Annotated in this window: 16 protein-coding genes; 9 read left to right on the forward strand and 7 right to left on the reverse strand. The window is 58.5% G+C overall.

The window, feature by feature from the left end; translation table 11 throughout:
* Nucleotides 1-16 precede the first annotated feature (16 nt).
* Nucleotides 17-1,093, forward strand: a complete 1,077-nt coding sequence (locus ACYVIT_RS03145; RefSeq protein ID WP_415805436.1) for an Ldh family oxidoreductase — start codon at nt 17-19, stop codon at nt 1,091-1,093.
* A 7-nt stretch (nt 1,094-1,100) separates the two neighbouring features.
* Here the strand turns inward: ACYVIT_RS03145 and ACYVIT_RS03150 are convergent, their stop codons facing one another.
* From ACYVIT_RS03150 to ACYVIT_RS03165, 4 genes are all read right to left on the reverse strand, one after another.
* Nucleotides 1,101-2,030: a YihY/virulence factor BrkB family protein gene (locus ACYVIT_RS03150; RefSeq protein WP_415805435.1), complete on the reverse strand. Its 930-nt coding sequence runs from the start codon at nt 2,028-2,030 to the stop codon at nt 1,101-1,103.
* Nucleotides 2,031-2,105: 75 nt separating this feature from the next.
* Complete coding sequence (gene copC / locus ACYVIT_RS03155) at nt 2,106-2,492, reverse strand: copper homeostasis periplasmic binding protein CopC (protein ID WP_415805434.1); 387 nt, start codon at nt 2,490-2,492, stop codon at nt 2,106-2,108.
* Nucleotides 2,493-2,520: 28 nt separating this feature from the next.
* Nucleotides 2,521-3,420, reverse strand: a complete 900-nt coding sequence (locus ACYVIT_RS03160; protein ID WP_415805433.1) for a copper resistance protein B — start codon at nt 3,418-3,420, stop codon at nt 2,521-2,523.
* Nucleotides 3,421-3,445: 25 nt separating this feature from the next.
* Complete coding sequence (locus tag ACYVIT_RS03165; protein ID WP_415805432.1) at nt 3,446-5,323, reverse strand: copper resistance system multicopper oxidase; 1,878 nt, start codon at nt 5,321-5,323, stop codon at nt 3,446-3,448.
* A 255-nt stretch (nt 5,324-5,578) separates the two neighbouring features.
* Here ACYVIT_RS03165 and ACYVIT_RS03170 point away from each other — a divergent pair, with 255 nt between their 5' ends.
* Both ACYVIT_RS03170 and ACYVIT_RS03175 read left to right on the forward strand, forming a co-directional pair.
* A complete protein-coding gene (locus ACYVIT_RS03170) occupies nt 5,579-6,262 on the forward strand; it encodes a heavy metal response regulator transcription factor (protein WP_415805431.1) in 684 nt (227 codons plus the stop codon).
* The gene (locus ACYVIT_RS03175; protein WP_415805430.1) at nt 6,252-7,661 is read left to right on the forward strand and encodes a Cu(+)/Ag(+) sensor histidine kinase; all 1,410 of its coding nucleotides are present in this window, start codon (nt 6,252-6,254) and stop codon (nt 7,659-7,661) included. Before ACYVIT_RS03170 ends, ACYVIT_RS03175 begins: the two co-directional genes overlap by 11 nt.
* Here ACYVIT_RS03175 and ACYVIT_RS03180 read toward each other — a convergent pair.
* Nucleotides 7,638-8,018, reverse strand: a complete 381-nt coding sequence (locus ACYVIT_RS03180; RefSeq protein ID WP_415805429.1) for a winged helix-turn-helix transcriptional regulator — start codon at nt 8,016-8,018, stop codon at nt 7,638-7,640. The genes ACYVIT_RS03175 and ACYVIT_RS03180 overlap by 24 nt on opposite strands.
* 91 nt (nt 8,019-8,109) lie before the next feature.
* Between ACYVIT_RS03180 and ACYVIT_RS03185 the strand changes: the two genes are divergently transcribed.
* On the forward strand, nt 8,110-8,439 hold the full coding sequence (locus ACYVIT_RS03185; RefSeq protein ID WP_415805428.1) for a nuclear transport factor 2 family protein: 330 nt from the start codon (nt 8,110-8,112) through the stop codon (nt 8,437-8,439).
* Between the two features lie 5 nt (nt 8,440-8,444).
* On the forward strand, nt 8,445-9,218 hold the full coding sequence (locus tag ACYVIT_RS03190) for an SDR family oxidoreductase (protein WP_415805427.1): 774 nt from the start codon (nt 8,445-8,447) through the stop codon (nt 9,216-9,218).
* Between the two features lie 158 nt (nt 9,219-9,376).
* Here ACYVIT_RS03190 and groL read toward each other — a convergent pair whose 3' ends face one another.
* Together groL and groES are read right to left on the reverse strand one after the other, a co-directional pair.
* Nucleotides 9,377-11,017, reverse strand: a complete 1,641-nt coding sequence (gene groL / locus ACYVIT_RS03195; protein ID WP_415805426.1) for a chaperonin GroEL — start codon at nt 11,015-11,017, stop codon at nt 9,377-9,379.
* 32 nt (nt 11,018-11,049) lie between these two features.
* A complete protein-coding gene (groES, locus tag ACYVIT_RS03200; protein WP_012250823.1) occupies nt 11,050-11,337 on the reverse strand; it encodes a co-chaperone GroES in 288 nt (95 codons plus the stop codon).
* A 267-nt stretch (nt 11,338-11,604) separates the two neighbouring features.
* On the opposite strand from groES, the gene ACYVIT_RS03205 reads away from it, so the two are divergent.
* The 4 genes from ACYVIT_RS03205 (at nt 11,605) to ACYVIT_RS03220 (ending at nt 16,612) form a co-directional block, all read left to right on the forward strand.
* A complete protein-coding gene (locus ACYVIT_RS03205) occupies nt 11,605-12,786 on the forward strand; it encodes an MFS transporter (RefSeq protein ID WP_415805425.1) in 1,182 nt (393 codons plus the stop codon).
* Nucleotides 12,787-13,115: 329 nt separating this feature from the next.
* Entirely contained in the window at nt 13,116-14,564 is a 1,449-nt protein-coding gene (locus ACYVIT_RS03210) for an aldehyde dehydrogenase family protein (protein WP_415805424.1), read from the forward strand.
* A gap of 19 nt (nt 14,565-14,583) precedes the next feature.
* Nucleotides 14,584-15,615 (forward strand): Bug family tripartite tricarboxylate transporter substrate binding protein, encoded by a 1,032-nt coding sequence (locus tag ACYVIT_RS03215; protein ID WP_415805423.1) that lies wholly within the window; start codon nt 14,584-14,586, stop codon nt 15,613-15,615.
* A 19-nt stretch (nt 15,616-15,634) separates the two neighbouring features.
* A complete protein-coding gene (locus ACYVIT_RS03220; protein WP_415805422.1) occupies nt 15,635-16,612 on the forward strand; it encodes a Bug family tripartite tricarboxylate transporter substrate binding protein in 978 nt (325 codons plus the stop codon).
* The last annotated feature ends 5 nt before the right edge of the window (nt 16,613-16,617 follow it).

Consider the following 16,617-nt stretch of genomic DNA (forward strand, 5'->3'; position numbering starts at 1 on the left):
TGGGATGAGCGTGGATATGACTACGGACGACACATCAACGTTATTGCGTCATTGCGACGCTGCCACGCTGCGGGAATGGGGGCGAGATTGTTTGCTGGCCATGGACGTTTCCGAGACCGACGCGGCTTGCGTGGCAGATAGCCTGGTCCAGACCAGCCTATGGGGTATCGATTCTCACGGTATCGCGCGTTTGCCGCATTATCTGAATCGTCTTGCACATGGCTCCATCCTGCCGCGCCCGGACATCCGTGTCGTGCAGAGCGGCCCCGCTACGGCACAGGTGCATGGCGGTCAAGGCTTGGGTATCGTCGTCGCGCATCGCGCCAATGCATTCGCCATGGACCTGGCACGAGAGACCGGCATCGCTGCTGTAGGCGTCAGCGACTCGTCTCATTGCGGCGCAGTCGGTCTCTATAGCCGTGTCGCGGCCGAGGCTGGCCTGATCGGTCTTGCGTTTACGCACTCCGATTCCATCGCAGCGCCCTTTGGCGGCTATGCGCCGTTCTTAGGCACCAATCCCATTTCCGTGGCGGTACCTCGCCACGACGCTGCCCCGGTATGTCTGGACATGGCCTCGACCGCTATTCCCTGGAACCGCGTGATGAATGCCCGTCGCGAGGGCCATGAACTCCCGCCGGGTGTGGCCTTTGATGTAGACGGGAACGAGGCCACCGATCCGCAATTAGCCCGTGCGTTACGTCCGTTGGGCGGACCGCAACAAGGCTACAAGGGCTATGGTCTCGCCCTGATGATCGAACTGCTGTGTGGGCCATTGAATGGCAATCCATTCGGCCCGCATATCTCGCCGATGTACGAACAGTTGGACGTGGCCCGCCGATTAGGGGCGTTCTTTATCGTGATAGACCCTGCACGTTTCGCAGGCGGCCCTATGCTGGGCACTGTGGTCGCTCAAATGGCGCAAGAACTGGCGGCGCAACCCGGCCAGCCACGCATGCCTGGCGACCCGGAGCAGTCAGCCCAAACACAGCGTCTGCATGATGGCATCCCTATCGAACTCGGGCTATGGCGAGAATTTACGCAATGGAGCGAACGGTTGGATCTGCAGCTACCCGCAGCCATTGATACGGCGTGACTATCGACTACACCGTGTCAGGCTCGTCGCCTGAGGTTCCGGCTATCACTTCCTCGGCATGCCTGTCGCCGAATCGCTCCGCAAACTGGCGCGTGAATACCGCCCCAAAAAAGAAAATCTGCGCGGAATAATAAATCCACAACAGCAGTGCGATCATCGAGCCCGCGGCACCATACGCAGATACTGCGCCGCCACGACCCAGATAAAGGCCTATGCCCCATTTACCGATCAGGAACAGGGCTGCGGTCACTATCGCACCCGGGATGACATCGCGCCAGGGGATGTTGATGCTGGGCAGCAGCTTGTACACCACTGCAAACAGTGCCGTCACTACTGCAAAAGAGAACAGATTCGACATCCATTCGGCCACCGTGGCGAAAACCGAGTTCGTCCACAGATCCCCGTAATATGCTTTGGCCCCACCCAGCGCCGCGTTCATCATCAGCGACAGCAGCAAAAACATCGCCAGCACCAGCACCAGCCCAAACGACACCATCCTGCTGCGTAGCATGCCCTGCAGACCTGATTTGCGGTTCTTGGTCGCGTCCCACAGTTCGTCCAGGCTGGCCTGCAATTCCGCAAACGCAGTTGTCGCGCTGAATACGAGAATCGCAATGGACAGCAGGGCTGCGATCCAGCCTCCCCCCGACTCGTGGGCGCTGGCCAGTACGGTTTGCACTACCTCGGCCCCGCGTGCCCCAATAATGTCATGTACTTGGCCAAAGAGCTCCGAGCGTACTGCTTCTTCGCCAAAAAACACGCCCGCCACCGCAATGACCAGAATCAACATCGGCGCCAGCGAAAACACCATATACAGTGATAGCGCAGCGCCCTTGCTCGATGCGCGGTGTTTGGACCACTGCTTGCCCGATTCGACAAGCAATCCATAGATCTCCGAGGGGCGCAGTATTTTCAGCAGACGGGCAGGGATGGGCATGGCGTGCGGCGAAATGCAGTCAGAGTCTCTGCATTGTAGAGGGCGTTCCCGTGATGTTACAAACCCTCGGATCGATCACTTCACTTGAAAAGTAATTTTTCCGACGGCAGGGCGGGCATCCGACGAGACCGCACGCCAGTCCACTCGATACGTGCCTGCACTCAACGTATTGGCGGGGGTGATGACCATCGTCTTGCCGTCGTCTGCGCCAGCCACGCTGATTCTCATCTTCATCTCGCCATGGTTCGCCATGCCTGGCATGCTCGTCATCGTCAAGCTTGCGGCGGAGGACTGTGTCGTCAGGGCTTCGGAGAACTTCAACTCAACAGTGGCCGGCGCCGGGCCTTCTGATTGGTCTTCCGGCGTAGAAGACAACAGATCGGGCTGCGCAATCGCAGCGGTAGCAAATAGTGTGCTCGCGGCTGCAATCGCGAACTTTGCTGCAAAACGTGAAAGGTACATGGAAGCTCCAGTTGCATTGGGGTTAACGTTAAAACCAGAAGCGCACGCCTGCCACGAAACGAGTCTGTGTCGTTCGTTCACCCTCGGCGCGTACGTAGTCGGCGGTCTTTCGAAAAGTCGCGGCCTGTTCTATCCCTATGTACGGCGCAAACTGCCGATGCAGTTCGTAGCGCAGGCGCAACCCAACAGAGCCTTCGGACAAGCCGCTACCGATTTGGCGAGCGGGGTCGTCTTTACCAAAGAGCTGGACCTCGACCTTGGGTTCCAGAATCAGCCGTTGGGTGAGGAGCATTTCATAGCTCGCCTCAAGACGCAGGGCGGTGCGGCCGCCGCTACCGACGTAGGCAGTGGCATCGACTTCGAACCAATAGGGAGCCAGCCCCTGTACGCCAAATGCCAGCCACTCCCGATTAGGGCCTTCGCCGGCGTCCAGGCGCACACCCAGCTGGCTGTCCCAGTACGCAGAAATCGCGTGGCCCCATAGCAGTTCGGTCCGAGACTCTTGCAGCTTTCCCTCGGCCCAGTCGCCTTCTGCCTTCATCACCAGCCGGTCGTAAGTCGTGCCATACCAGCCCTGCAGAGAATAGGCCGTGCTGTCGGCGCCCTTGCGGGCAAAGCGGCGTTCAAAGGTATCGGCGCGCAGCGACATGAAACGGTGCTCTCCGTGGAGCATGAGCTTCGGAACACCAGGCACGGCATAGTCGCCTTCGCCCAGCTTTAAACCGTTGGAGTACGCATTCGGATCGCGTGCATTCGGTGGCGCCGAGCCACCCTGCATTTTCATGTCGCCGTGATCCATTGACGGCTCGGATGCTGTTGCATTCTGGTCGGCGTCGTGGCCTGCGTGCGGGTCTGCCGCCTGTACCGCAATGCTTGTCAGAGACGCAACAGCCATGGCCAGTGCTCTGATAGGTGCTAGTTTCGACATCAACGTTTCCTTTTTCTGCACTGGCTCAAGACACCACGACTTCGCGGAACATCCCCGCATCCATGTGGAACATCAGATGGCAGTGCCACGCCCAACGGCCAAGTGCATCGGCCGTTACCAGGAAGCTCACACGCTGCGCGGGTTGCACGGGCAGGGTGTGGCGGCGTGCCAGGAACTTTCCGTCCGGACTTTCCAATTCGCTCCACATACCATGCAGGTGCATCGGATGAGTCATCATGGTGTCGTTATGCAAGATCACCCGCAGACGCTCGTTATGGCGGAAATGGATCGGCGTGGATTTGCTGAATTCCAATCCATCGAAGGACCAGGTGTAACGCTCCATATTGCCCGTCAGATGCAGCTCGACTTCCCGGCCCGGTCCACGCGCATCCATGGGGCCAGAAGGGGTGTGCAAATCGGCAAGCGTCAATACCCGTCGTCCGTTGTTGCGCAGCCCTATACCGGGGTCGTCAAGATTGGTGCGGGCCATATCCACGCGCATATCCGTGCTCGGTCCGTATTCGGTGCGGGCGTGGCGCGCCGTCGTTGACGGCGCAGTCAGGCCTCCCACTGCAGCGGTGTGCTGACTGTGATCCATCGCCATGGCGGCATGATTCATCCCCGTCATCGCGCCGTGACTCATGCCGGTCATGCCTGTCATTCCAGTCATGCCCGTCATTTCGGTCGTATCAGCCATGCCGGTCATCGAACCATGGTTCATCGATCCATGTCCCATGGCTCCGTGATTCATTGACCCCATCATGTCCGCCATGCTCAGCCACTCAGCCGTATCGACTGCAGGTACGGCTGCCTGCAATCCTTCGCGCACGGCCAGCGTTGCGCGTGCGAACCCTGAACGGTCCATCGATTGGGCAAAGATCGTATATGCATCATCACGAGGTTCGACGATCACGTCGATCGTTTCTCCCGGACCAAAACGGAACTCGTCTACGGTCACAGGTTCGACATCCACGCCATCGACCTGCACGACCCGCAGCTTCAAGCCGGGAATGCGCACGTCATAGAAGGTGTTGCCGCCGCCGTTGACCATACGTAATCGCACGCGTTCACCGGGACGAAAAAGCGCCGTCCAGTTACCAGCAGGCGTGACGCCGTTGGCCAGGTAAGTCAGGGTCTGCGCAGAGAGATCGGCCAGGTCGGTCGGGCTCATGCGCATCTCGTTCCACATCTTGCGCTTGTCGAATGCCGCGCCGAAGCCCTCCTGCGCTGCATCGCGAAAGAAATCGAGCACCGTGGGTTGGTGATAGTTGTAGTAGTCGCCCTGTGACTTGAGCTTGCTGAATACTCGCATCGGATCTTCATCGATCCAGTCGGTGAAGACCAGCACATGATCCCGGTCTGCCTTGATGGTCTCGGCGCCAGCAGGATCGATGATGATGGCTCCGTACATGCCGGTCAGTTCCTGCATGCCCGAGTGCGAGTGGTACCAGTAGGACCCGCTTTGTTGAACTTTGAACCGATAGGTGAATGTGGATCCCGGGGGAATACCCGCAAAACTGATTCCGGGAACGCCATCCATCTGGTAGGGCAGAATGATTCCGTGCCAATGGATCGAGGTCGGCTCGCGCAGCTTGTTGGTCACACGGATCGTGACCGTCTCACCCTCGTGCCAGCGCAGCGTAGGAGCCGGCAGCGAGCCGTTGATAGTCGTCGCGGCACCTGGCTTGCCGGTGAAGTTCACCGGCGTTTCGGCGACCACCAAGTCGAATTCGTTGCCGCGTAGAATCGGCGGTGCGCCATGACTGGCCCTCGCTCCCTGGGCCATCGCTTGCATTGCCGGAATGGACAGACTGGTTAATACGCCACCCGCTGCCAACCCCTGCACAAAGCGCCGGCGGCTCAGCCCAAAGGCAGGCAGGATCAACGGTGATCGGCGTGGCATAGAAAGATTTCCTCAGAGGATCAATAAAAGCGTCGGTACAGATTCCTGCGGGCATGGAATCGCTTGTTTTGACGTGCTATGGGCAGAATACGAATCCGCCACTTTCCGTTAAATGACCCGCGCATTACATTCATGTAATGTTCCGGTAATGTTGATGGCAGGTGGTGGTAGGTAAATTGCACGATGGTGGTCTGTCGAACGTCGCAACCTCATGTATGACAGCCGTCGTCACCGGAATACCACAAGGGGTAAGCGATGAAGTTGCTGGTCGTCGAAGACGAAAACAAGACCGCGGACTATGTCAGGCAGGGCCTCACCGAGGCGGGGTTTGTGGTGGACTTGGCACGCAATGGGCTGGATGGTCAGCACATGGTGATGAACGAGACCTATGATCTGGTCGTGCTGGATGTCATGCTCCCGGATGTGGACGGCTGGCGTATCGTTCAGTCGTTGCGAAATGCGGGTGCGCGCGTGCCTGTCTTGTTCCTGACCGCGCGCGGCAGTGTGGACGACCGCGTCAAAGGGCTGGAATTAGGAGCCGATGACTACCTGGTGAAGCCTTTTGCGTTTTCAGAACTGCTGGCCCGGGTTCGCACGCTGCTGCGGCGTGGCAGTGCCTCGGCCCATCCCGATCGCCTCGAAGTGGCAGACCTGGTGCTTGATCTGCTCGGACGGCGCGCAAGCCGCCAAGGCGTGCGGATCAATCTGACGAACAAAGAGTTCTCCTTGCTTGAGCTGCTGGCAAGGCGAAAGGGCGAAGTCCTGCCACGCTCTTTAATCACATCCCAGATATGGGACATGAATTTCGATAGCGATACCAATGTGATCGATGTTGCCATACGCCGGCTGCGCGCAAAAATAGATGATGCGTTCGAGCCCAAACTCATTCATACCGTACGGGGAATGGGGTACATGCTGGACGCTCCCGATGAGAAGTAAACCAGCCACAGGGCGGCGGCCTGCTTCACTGGCATTGCGCGTAACGTTGCTGGTAGGCATCGCGACCACATTGGTATTTCTCTCATTCAACTGGGTCGTCTTGCGCGCGCTGCATATGCATTTTTCCGAGCAAGATGCGGGGGAACTGGACGCCGTGGCAACAGCGGTCGTCAACACCTTGCAAGCAGGGAACGATGATGACGCCTCGCTAGTGCAACGGCTGGGTGCAATTGCCGTGGGACATCATGGTGTGTTCTATGGCGTGTTCGACAATGCAGGGCGAACGGTCTATGCCACTCCCGGGCCTGATCTTTCTGCAATCTCCCCGCCGAGCAAGTCATCCCGCTTCGATCCTGATAGCGTGTCAGTGTGGGACGAGGGTGGTAAATCGTATCGGGGTGGGGCGTTCTGGACTGATGTAGCGGACCTCGGTGCGTCCGCGCCTCGGGTCGTCGTGGCGATGGACATTGATTTCCATGTGCATTTCCTGGATTCATTCAAGCAGATGCAACGCTGGGCAACGGCCATCGTGCTCCTCATTTCGATCGTCGTCGCCTGGTTAGCGGTCCAGTGGGGGCATCGTCCGATCCGCAAGATCACTAGAGAAATTCAAGCCATTCGTTCTTCACAGCTCGACGTCAGGCTGCATCCCGCTGATGTTCCCATGGAACTGGCTGAGTTGGCTACATCGTTCAACGATATGATCGGCCGCCTCGAAGACAGTTTTTCCAAGCTATCGCATTTCTCTGGCGATATTGCGCATGAGTTGAGAACACCTGTCACGAATCTGGTGACTCAGACGGAGGTAGCGCTGAGCCAAGCTCGCTCGGCTGCTGAATACCGGGAAATCCTCTACTCGAATCTTGAGGAGTTTGATCGCATGGGCCGCATGATCGGCGACATGCTGTTTCTGGCCCAAACGGAAAATGACCCAAGGAATTTGCATAGATCGAATATAGACCTTGCTGAGCTGATTCGCGGCTTGTTCGACTACTTCGAAGCGCTCGCAGAGGATGCGGGCATCGTTCTTCGATTAGAGGGTGAGGCCCAGCCGGTGCGTGCAGACAAGGAAATGATCTTGCGTGCGCTGAGTAATCTCTTGTCCAATGCCATCCGCTATACGCCGCGTGGTTCGTCAGTCACAGTCAGCTTGACGCAGGACGAGCGGTCGACGCGAATCAAGGTGGAAAATCCCGGCCAGAAAATTCCCGAGCAATATCTGCCCAAATTGTTTGACCGCTTTTTTCGGGTTGATCCCGCACGTCAACGGAACTCTGCCGGGGCAGGGCTGGGGTTGGCAATCGTAAAATCCATCGCACAAATACACGACGGTACCGTGTCCGTTACCTCGGACGAAACGATGACGAAGTTCGATTTAACGCTGCCCCGCCTCTCGTAAATTTCTCCCATCTACGGCATCCTTCGATAAAAAAGCATCGCGTTGCTCCGCCCATTTCAGCATCTCATCCAAGGCTGGGCACAAGGCCTGTCCCCACTCGGTGAGCCGGTACTCGACCTTGGGCGGCACTTGAGGGTAGAGCTTTCTGGAAACAATGCCATCGGCTTCTAATTGCCGCAGTTGTTGAGCCAGCATCTTCTGGGAAATACCTGGGATCAGCTTTTCGAAGTCCGAGTAGCGCTGCACTTTTCCATCGAATAGGTGGAAAAGAATGATGAGTTTCCATCGGCCCTCAAGCAATCGGAGGACTTCCTCTACCCCCACTGCTGCGGTCGCCGGTGTGTATGTCTTTCTCATAACTCAGTAACTTACTTTTTAGTGCGTTCTTGATAGATAGGTAGTCTATGGTGAAAATACCTGTACGGCAAACACTAGCGAGAACGCGATTATGTCCCTTTCACTACCAAGCTCTATTTCCACCTATTTCGAGATCAGCAACGGCTCGGACATTGCCCAGATCGGCGATTGCTTCACGCAAGATGCTGTCGTTGTTGACGAAGGCCAGACATACCAGGGGCCGGTTGCCATTGAACGCTGGACGCTTGATGCACAGAAAAAATATGAATACACCGTTGAACCTGTCAGCGTGACCCGAAACGGTAATAATCATCTGTCTGTCATTGCCAATGTGGTTGGCAACTTTCCGGGCAGCCCGATACGGCTGGATCATTTGTTTGATCTGGCGGGCGACAAGATCCAGTCGCTGAAAATAGGCTGACGCTCATGCGCTTGGACCTGCAAAATAAACGTGTTCTCGTGACTGCGGGCACTAAAGGAGTTGGGAAAGCTACCGTTGATTTGTTTCATGAGCTCGGCGCAAGAGTGCTCACAACGGCACGCAAGCGGCCAGCCGATGACTCAGCAGACATCTTCGTTGCTGCCGACCTGACGACGATCGACGGCTGCAACGCCGTGGCAAATGCAGTCATTGCCAACTTTGGTAGCGTGGACATCATCGTCCATGTCCTGGGCGGTTCAACGGCACCCGGAGGAGGCTTCGCATCGTTGGGAGAAGACGAGTGGCAGCGCGAGCTGAACCTCAATTTACTGCCTGCCGTTCGCCTGGATCGTGCATTGTTGCCTGGGATGCTGGCACAAGGCACCGGCGTCATCATCCATGTCACCTCGATCCAGCGTCAACTGCCATTACCCGAATCGACTACAGCCTATGCAGCAGCGAAGGCTGCCCTGTCGACGTACAGCAAAAGTCTGTCTAAAGAAGTATCACCGCAGGGAGTTCGTGTCGTCCGGGTGGCCCCAGGATGGATTGAAACCGAGGCGTCGGTTGCGCTGGCAGAGCGGCTCGCCTTGCAGGCCGGAACGGACTATGAGGGTGGCAAGCAGATCATCATGAAGTCACTTGGAGGCATACCATTGGGACGACCGTCTACGCCCGTTGAGGTGGCCAATCTCATCGCATTCCTGGCATCGCCATTCGCTGCAACGATCACGGGCACGGAATACGTGATTGATGGCGGTACGATTCCGACTGCATAGATAGTACGGAGAGCGCCGGCAATGGGGGATAACAGAAAGCGGCTTGCACATCGAGCAGTCGCCGTCAAATAAAAAACACCCCCGGAGCATAAACCCCGAGGGTGTTGATTCGGCATATCCCCGGCATGCCGGGGATATTTCGCGACAATGGCGTGGACTTAGAAGTCCATGCCACCCATGCCGCCCATGCCACCAGGCATTGCGGGAGCAGCGGGCTTGTCTTCAGCCAGTTCGACCACAGCGGCTTCAGCCGTCAACAGCAGGCTGGCCACCGAAGCGGCGTTTTGCAGTGCGGTGCGGGTCACCTTGGTGGGATCCAACACGCCTTGCTCGACCAGGTCGGTGTACTCGCCGGTAGCGGCGTTGTAGCCGTAGTTGCCTTTGCCGCTCAGAACCTTGTCCACCACCACGCTGGCTTCTTCGCCGGCGTTGGTAACGATGGTGCGCAGGGGTTCTTCGACTGCACGCAGGATCAGCTTGATACCAGCGTTCTGGTCAGGCGTATCGCCTTGCAGGCCAGCGATGGCTTGCTTGGCACGCAGCAGAGCTACGCCGCCGCCAGCAACCACGCCTTCTTCCACAGCAGCGCGGGTAGCGTGCAGGGCATCTTCGACGCGGGCTTTCTTTTCTTTCATTTCGACTTCGGTAGCAGCACCGACGCGGATCACAGCAACACCGCCGGCCAGCTTGGCCACGCGCTCTTGCAGTTTTTCACGGTCGTAGTCCGAGGTCGCTTCTTCGATTTGCACGCGGATTTGCTTGACGCGGGCTTCGATGGACTTGCTGTCGCCAGCGCCGTCGATAACCGTCGTGTTTTCCTTGGCAACTTCGATGCGCTTGGCTTGGCCCAGGTCTTCCAGGGTAGCCTTTTCCAGCGACATGCCGGTTTCTTCGGAGATCACCACGCCACCGGTCAGGATGGCCAGGTCTTCCAGCATGGCTTTACGACGATCGCCGAAGCCAGGCGCCTTGACAGCGGTGGTCTTCAGGATGCCGCGGATGTTGTTCACAACCAGGGTAGCCAGGGCTTCGCCTTCGACGTCTTCGGCGATGATCAGCAGAGGACGGCTCGACTTGGCAACTTGTTCCAGCACGGGCAGCAGATCACGGATGTTGCTGATCTTCTTGTCGAAAATCAGAACGTACGGATCGTCCAGAGCGGCAACTTGCTTCTCGGGGTTGTTGATGAAGTAGGGCGACAGGTAGCCGCGATCGAATTGCATACCTTCGACCACGTCCAGCTCGTTTTCCAGCGACTTGCCGTCTTCGACGGTGATGACGCCTTCTTTGCCGACCTTGTCCATCGCGTCAGCGATGATCTGGCCGATCGACGAGTCGCTGTTGGCCGAGATCGAGCCAACTTGAGCGATTTCCTTGCTGGTGGTGACCGGCTTGGATTGCTTGGCCAGTTCAGCCACGGCAGCGGCCACAGCCTTGTCGATACCGCGCTTGAGGTCGATGGGGTTGAAACCAGCGGCAACGTACTTCAGGCCTTCTTGAACGATGGCTTGAGCCAGCACGGTGGCGGTGGTGGTGCCGTCGCCGGCGTTGTCCGAGGTCTTCGAGGCAACGTCTTTAACGAGTTGAGCGCCGATGTTTTCGAACTTGTCTTTCAGTTCGATTTCCTTGGCAACCGACACGCCGTCTTTGGTGACGGTCGGGGCGCCGAACGAGCGCTCGAGCACAACGTTACGGCCCTTGGGGCCCAGGGTGGTTTTGACAGCGTTGGCGAGAACATTCACGCCACGAACGATGCGCACGCGCGCGTCATCGCCGAACAGGACTTGCTTGGCAGCCATTGTGAGCTTCCTTCGAAATTTTGTTCAGGTAATTACTGGATCACGGCGAGGATTTCTTCCTCGCGGATGACGAGCAGCTCTTCGCCGTCGACTTTCACCGACTGGCCGGCATACTTGCCGAACAGAACCTTGTCGCCAGCCTTCAGATCGACCGGCAGCACTTTGCCGTCTTCGGTCTTCTTGCCCGGGCCAACGGCCACGACTTCGCCTTGATCCGGCTTTTCAGCGGCGCTATCAGGGATAACGATGCCCGAGGCAGTTTTGCGCTCGTTGTCCAGGCGTTTGACGATCACGCGATCGTGCAGGGGACGCAGGGCCATGAGGAACTCCTGTTTCTAAATATAGAAGGTGAAAAAATCGGGTTTCAGGCCGGGAAGCAGTGTTAGCACTCACCGGCAGCGAGTGCTAATTATAGGGATGATGGCGGGAGGTTCAAGGGGGGAAGGGGCGTTGTTACATTTTTGGTGGAAGATTTCATCCAACTTGCGCCAAGTCCAGGGGCTGTTCGGACGAAACATTCGTTCAGGAGCAGAAACCTGTCGAGTGTTGAGCGGATCATCCTGCCCGCCTATGATGGGCTGATCTATATGAACAACCAAGAATATCGGCATCGTCATAGCGTCCCCACCGCCATGCTGATCATCGGGGCCGCGTTCCTGGGCAGCACGCTCGCGACGCCCTTTTATCTGCCGTACCAGCAAACTTTCGGGTTTAGCGAATTCACGCTGACGCAGATTTACGCGATTTATGTGTTGGGCAATATGGTGGCGCTGCTGTTCTTGGGGCGCCTGTCCGATAGCCTGGGCAGAAAACCCATCCTGATGGCCGCATTGCTGCTCGCCTGTCTGTCTACGTTGTTGTTCATCTTCGCGGCTGGCACGATCTGGTTGTTCGCTGCCCGACTGGTCAGCGGGGTGGCTGTAGGCCTGGCGTCCAGCACGGGCACGGCCTGGCTGGTAGATATCGACGCCGAGCACCACACCGAACATGCTACTGTGCGGGCCGCGGGGGCGAACTTCGCCGGATCTGCCATCGGTCCGCTGGCGGGCGGCGTGCTGTATCAGTACGCGTTCGCGCCCATGCAATTGGCATGGGGCTGCTATCTAGCCGCACTGGTTGGCGTGCTGATATTGCTGTGTCGCGTGCCGGCGGACCGGCCGATGGCATCCGGCCGGCCGGACCTGCGGCCGCGCATCGCGGTACCGCGGCGTTTGCGCCGATACTTCATCACTCCCGCCTTGACGGCCTTTTGCGTGTTCGCCTTCATTGGTTATTACCTGGCTTTACTGCCCAGCATCGTGCAGGGAATCCTGCCGTCGGGAGGTGGCTTGGCAACCGGCGCCATCATGTTCGTGCTGTTCATGGGGGGGCTGGGAGCGCTGCTGGCTGAGCGTCACTTTTCCTGCGACCGCAGCATGCGCATCGGCCTGATGCTATTGGTGCCGGCGTTGTGCACGTTCTACCTGGCACAGCGCGAGGCGTCGCTCGGGTTGCTGGTCCTGGCTACGCTGCTCACGGCCGCGGCATCGGGCATGGGGTTCGGCGGCAGCCTGCGCGTTGTCGGCCAAATCAGCCCGTCCAGCCATCGCGCGTCGATTTCGTCCGCCTACTATCTTGCTTGTTTCGTCGGCGCGTCCATTCCGGTATTAGGCATCGGCCTGGCGGCCGTGCTGTGGGGCCTGGCTGCTGCCAGCTTGATCTTCACGGTAGTGACTTCATTGCTGGTGGCGGCCGCGCTCGTCGCCCGCAGAAGCGGGCCTGAGAATTGAGGATTGGGTCGCTCGCGAGTTGCTCTTCTACTGGGCCTGGCCTCGGAAATCATCGCGTATTAGTCGTTGCTGGCGAAGATAAGCTCGAGCCGAGGGGATTGTATTCACGGCCCTCAGAAAATCCCACCACCCCGCGCTCCGGGCGATGTTGAGCGGTAAAGCGACTTCACCTGCTTTAAACACCTCTTCATGAAAACTGGATACGAATGACAGGCTGACCTACCTATAATTCGAAAATGAATCATTTCATTTAAATTGCGATATAGGATAAAAATATCCCTTATTTAGCGCTAAAAATTCCAGATAACGTTTCACTTTAGGATCAACTAATGAGCGCAGCACTCTTGCACATCGATGGCCTGCCACCGACCGGGCAACTGATCAATGGCCGATGGCTCGATGGCGGCCCAAGCTTTACCGTCGAGGACAAATTCAGCGGCCGTCCTGTGGCCGAAGTCACCTCGGCAACGCGTGACCAAGTGGCCGAGGCTGTGCGCGTCACTCGAGCCGCCGTTGACGGCGGTCCGCCGCCGCCGCACGACCGTGCCCTGGTATTGCGCCGTGCTGCCGGGTTGATTGAGTCCTACCGGACGCGCCTGGTCGATGTGATGGTGGCCGAAGCCGGCTTCACGATCGTTGATGCCAATGGAGAAATCGATCGTGCGATCGTCACGTTGAGTCTTTCCGCGGACGAGGCTCTACGTTTGGTAGGCGACGTCATCCCGTTTGGTGCCAGCCCTGGCGCACATCGCCGTATGGGTTTCACGCAGCGATTTCCCATTGGGGTTGTTTGTGCCATTACTCCCTTTAACGCGCCGCTCAATACGGTGCTACACAAGGTCGCGCCCGCGTATGCAGCAGGCAACTCGGTCGTGCTCAAGCCCTCGGCCTTTACGCCGCTGACCAGCGCGTTGCTGGCACAACTGCTTCTGGAAGCAGGAATGCCGCCCGCGTTTCTGGCGGTGGTGCAAGGTGAGGGCGATACTGTCGGCACATGGCTGCTCGAAGAACAGGACATCGCTTTCTACACCTTTACGGGCAGTACGAGAGTGGGGCGCATCATTCAACAGGCGGCTGGCCTGCGACGTACACAGATGGAACTGGGCAGCATCGCCAGCACGATTGTCTGCTCCGACGCAGATCTGGAGCGCGCAATACCAAAGATCGCCAATGCCGGACTGCGCAAAGCCGGTCAAGTCTGCACTTCTGTGCAGCGGCTATACGTGCAGCGGGATATCGCCGAGGAAGTCGGCCAGCGTCTCGCGGCATTCGCTGCCACGCTCAAGGCTGGTGATCCGCGCGACCCGGATACCAAGGTCGGTCCACTGATCAGCGAGCAAGCTGCGATTCGTGCCGAAAGCTGGCTGCGCGAAGCAGAACAAGGCGGCGCCCAACTGCTGTGCGGCGGGCAACGCGAACGCTCGGTCATCACACCTGCGATCGTGACGCATGCCCCCGACGGCGGCCGCGTCTGGTGTCAGGAAGCGTTCGCACCATTGCTGGCCCTGCGGCCCTTCGACGATTTCGAAGAAGCGATACGCGATGCCAACTCGACCCCGTTCGGCTTGTCGGCCGGCGTGTTTACTCAAGACATCGATCGTGCTTTGCGCGCGGCCTCGACCTTGCGTTTCGGGACTGTACAGATCAATGAAACCTCAAGTGCCCGTTCTGACGTGATGCCTTTTGGCGGAGTCAAGGACAGCGGCTTCGGCAAGGAAGGTCCCGCTCACGCGATTCGCGAGATGACCGAAGAACGGCTGGTCGTTTTCAATCCATGAGGTGTTCTGCAAAAGAATCATGAAAAAAGAAAAATTCATTCGGAGTGAGACATGCGATGCGCGACGCCGCCTCCTGTTGGGAGCGGCCGCCGCAACCGCTGGTGCCGCCTTCCCCTTGGGACGAGCCTGTGCTAGTGGGGGTGCCTTTCCCTCCAAGCCGATTGTCCTGATCGTTCCATTTGCGCCTGGCGGTCCCACGGATGTGCTGGCACGCGTCATCGCCGAGGGAATGGCCAAGGACCTGGGGCAGCCCATCATCGTCGAGAACACGCCTGGGGCCGGTGGCACCGTAGGCAATGCCCGCGCCGCACGCATGGCCGGTGACGGATATACGCTGCTCATTGGCAACGTAGGCACGCTGGCGGCCAACACGACGCTGTATAAAAAGCTTCCGTACGACATCCTCAAGGACTTCATCGCCTTGGGTTCTGTCGGCGATGCGCCGCAAGTCTTGTCGGCACGAAAAGATTTGCCGGTTTCCGGTCTGGATGAGTTCGCGGCCCACGCTCGCGATCACGCCAAGGAGATGAATTTCGGTGCAGCCGGCGTGGGCTCAGGCTCGTTTCTGGGTGGTGTCCTGTTAAACGAGCGGCTGGGCCTGAAAATAACTGCGGTCAATTATCGCGGGGCCGGCCAGGCGCTCAATGATGTGATCGCTGGCCATCTGGACTATCTAGTGGATAGCAGCACGACCTCGGTCGGCTATGTGAAGTCCAACATGGTGCGCGGTGTCGCCGTGTTGAGGCCACAGCGGATTGCAGCGCTGCCCGACGTGCCAGCCGCTGGCGAGTCGGCATTCGCCGACCTGCACTACGACATCTGGAACATGCTTCTGGTGCCTCAGGGCACACCGGCGCTTGTCGTTGAGCGCCTGAGTCAGGCGTTGCGCAATTCCGTGGCTGCGCCCGCTACCCGCGAGCGTCTGTCCGGCTCCGGTATCGAAGTGCCCAACCCACGCAACCAGACGCCGGAAGGCGCAGCTGAATTGCTGGCCAGTGAAGTACAGCGCTGGGCCCCCATTCTGACCAAACTCAACATCACCGTTGATTGACAACAATACAGGAGACACAATGCGTCAACTCAGTTCACGTGCCGCGGCTACGCTCGCCACCTGTGCAATGTTCCTCATGCCGGGCACGGCGGCTCGGGCAGCCGAGTGGCCCCAACAGCCGATCACATTGGTCGCGCCGTTTACCCCAGGGGGGACAACCGACATCGTCGCGCGTGCGGTAGCGATGCAGTTGCAACAGCAACTGGGTCAAACCGTGATCGTCGAAAACAAGCCTGGTGCAGGCGGCACCCTGGGGGCGGGCATCGTCGCCCGAGCCAAACCCGACGGCTATACCTTGTTGCTGGCCAATGTCGGTCACACTGCAGCCAGTGCGCTGTACAAGAATCTGCCGTACGACTTCGAACGTGACATGACGCAGATCACGACAGTGGCCGACGTGCCCAATGTCCTGGTCGTCGCGAAAAGCTCGCCGGTCAATAGCGTCAGCGAACTGCTGGATTATGCCAAAGCGCACCCCAAGGAAATCGACTACGGTTCGGCCGGCATCGGTACTACACAACACCTGTCGGCGGAACTGCTAAAGAAACAGACGGGTATGCAAGCTCTGCATATACCGTTCAAAGGCGCCGCGCCCATGATGACGGATCTCATTGGCGGCCGTCTCACCTTTGCCCTGGATTCGGCAGCCTCGGCGGCCGCGCAGATCAACGGTGGCGGCGTCAAACCGCTGGCGGTGACCAGCCTGGAGAGAACGCGGTTCCTGCCCGACGTGCCGACCCTGGACGAATCCGGCGTGTCGGGCTATCAGATGTCTACCTGGTACAGCCTGGCCGGGCCCAAGAATATGCCACCTGCCGTCGTGCAGCGCATCTGGCAAGCCGTCAAGGCCAGTATGGACGACCCAGTCATGCGCAAAACGCTCGAAGGCATGGCCGCAAACCCAGGCGGTATGGACCCGGCCGAATTCCAGAAGTTCGTCCACGAAGAAACAGTACGTTGGACCACTCTGGCTAAAGACTGGGATAGCAACGACTAAGCGTT

The organism is Bordetella muralis, assembly GCF_054781015.1.

Bases quoted from the DNA above. Each gene is read 5' to 3' on its own strand.
- ACYVIT_RS03145 (WP_415805436.1), top strand. From the start codon at position 17: ATGACTACGGACGACACATCAACGTTATTGCGTCATTGCGACGCTGCC.
- ACYVIT_RS03150 (WP_415805435.1), bottom strand. From the start codon at position 2,030: ATGCCCATCCCTGCCCGTCTGCTGAAAATACTGCGCCCCTCGGAGATC.
- copC (WP_415805434.1), bottom strand. From the start codon at position 2,492: ATGTACCTTTCACGTTTTGCAGCAAAGTTCGCGATTGCAGCCGCGAGC.
- ACYVIT_RS03160 (WP_415805433.1), bottom strand. From the start codon at position 3,420: ATGTCGAAACTAGCACCTATCAGAGCACTGGCCATGGCTGTTGCGTCT.
- ACYVIT_RS03165 (WP_415805432.1), bottom strand. From the start codon at position 5,323: ATGCCACGCCGATCACCGTTGATCCTGCCTGCCTTTGGGCTGAGCCGC.
- ACYVIT_RS03170 (WP_415805431.1), top strand. From the start codon at position 5,579: ATGAAGTTGCTGGTCGTCGAAGACGAAAACAAGACCGCGGACTATGTC.
- ACYVIT_RS03175 (WP_415805430.1), top strand. From the start codon at position 6,252: ATGAGAAGTAAACCAGCCACAGGGCGGCGGCCTGCTTCACTGGCATTG.
- ACYVIT_RS03180 (WP_415805429.1), bottom strand. From the start codon at position 8,018: ATGAGAAAGACATACACACCGGCGACCGCAGCAGTGGGGGTAGAGGAA.
- ACYVIT_RS03185 (WP_415805428.1), top strand. From the start codon at position 8,110: ATGTCCCTTTCACTACCAAGCTCTATTTCCACCTATTTCGAGATCAGC.
- ACYVIT_RS03190 (WP_415805427.1), top strand. From the start codon at position 8,445: ATGCGCTTGGACCTGCAAAATAAACGTGTTCTCGTGACTGCGGGCACT.
- groL (WP_415805426.1), bottom strand. From the start codon at position 11,017: ATGGCTGCCAAGCAAGTCCTGTTCGGCGATGACGCGCGCGTGCGCATC.
- groES (WP_012250823.1), bottom strand. From the start codon at position 11,337: ATGGCCCTGCGTCCCCTGCACGATCGCGTGATCGTCAAACGCCTGGAC.
- ACYVIT_RS03205 (WP_415805425.1), top strand. From the start codon at position 11,605: ATGAACAACCAAGAATATCGGCATCGTCATAGCGTCCCCACCGCCATG.
- ACYVIT_RS03210 (WP_415805424.1), top strand. From the start codon at position 13,116: ATGAGCGCAGCACTCTTGCACATCGATGGCCTGCCACCGACCGGGCAA.
- ACYVIT_RS03215 (WP_415805423.1), top strand. From the start codon at position 14,584: ATGAAAAAAGAAAAATTCATTCGGAGTGAGACATGCGATGCGCGACGC.
- ACYVIT_RS03220 (WP_415805422.1), top strand. From the start codon at position 15,635: ATGCGTCAACTCAGTTCACGTGCCGCGGCTACGCTCGCCACCTGTGCA.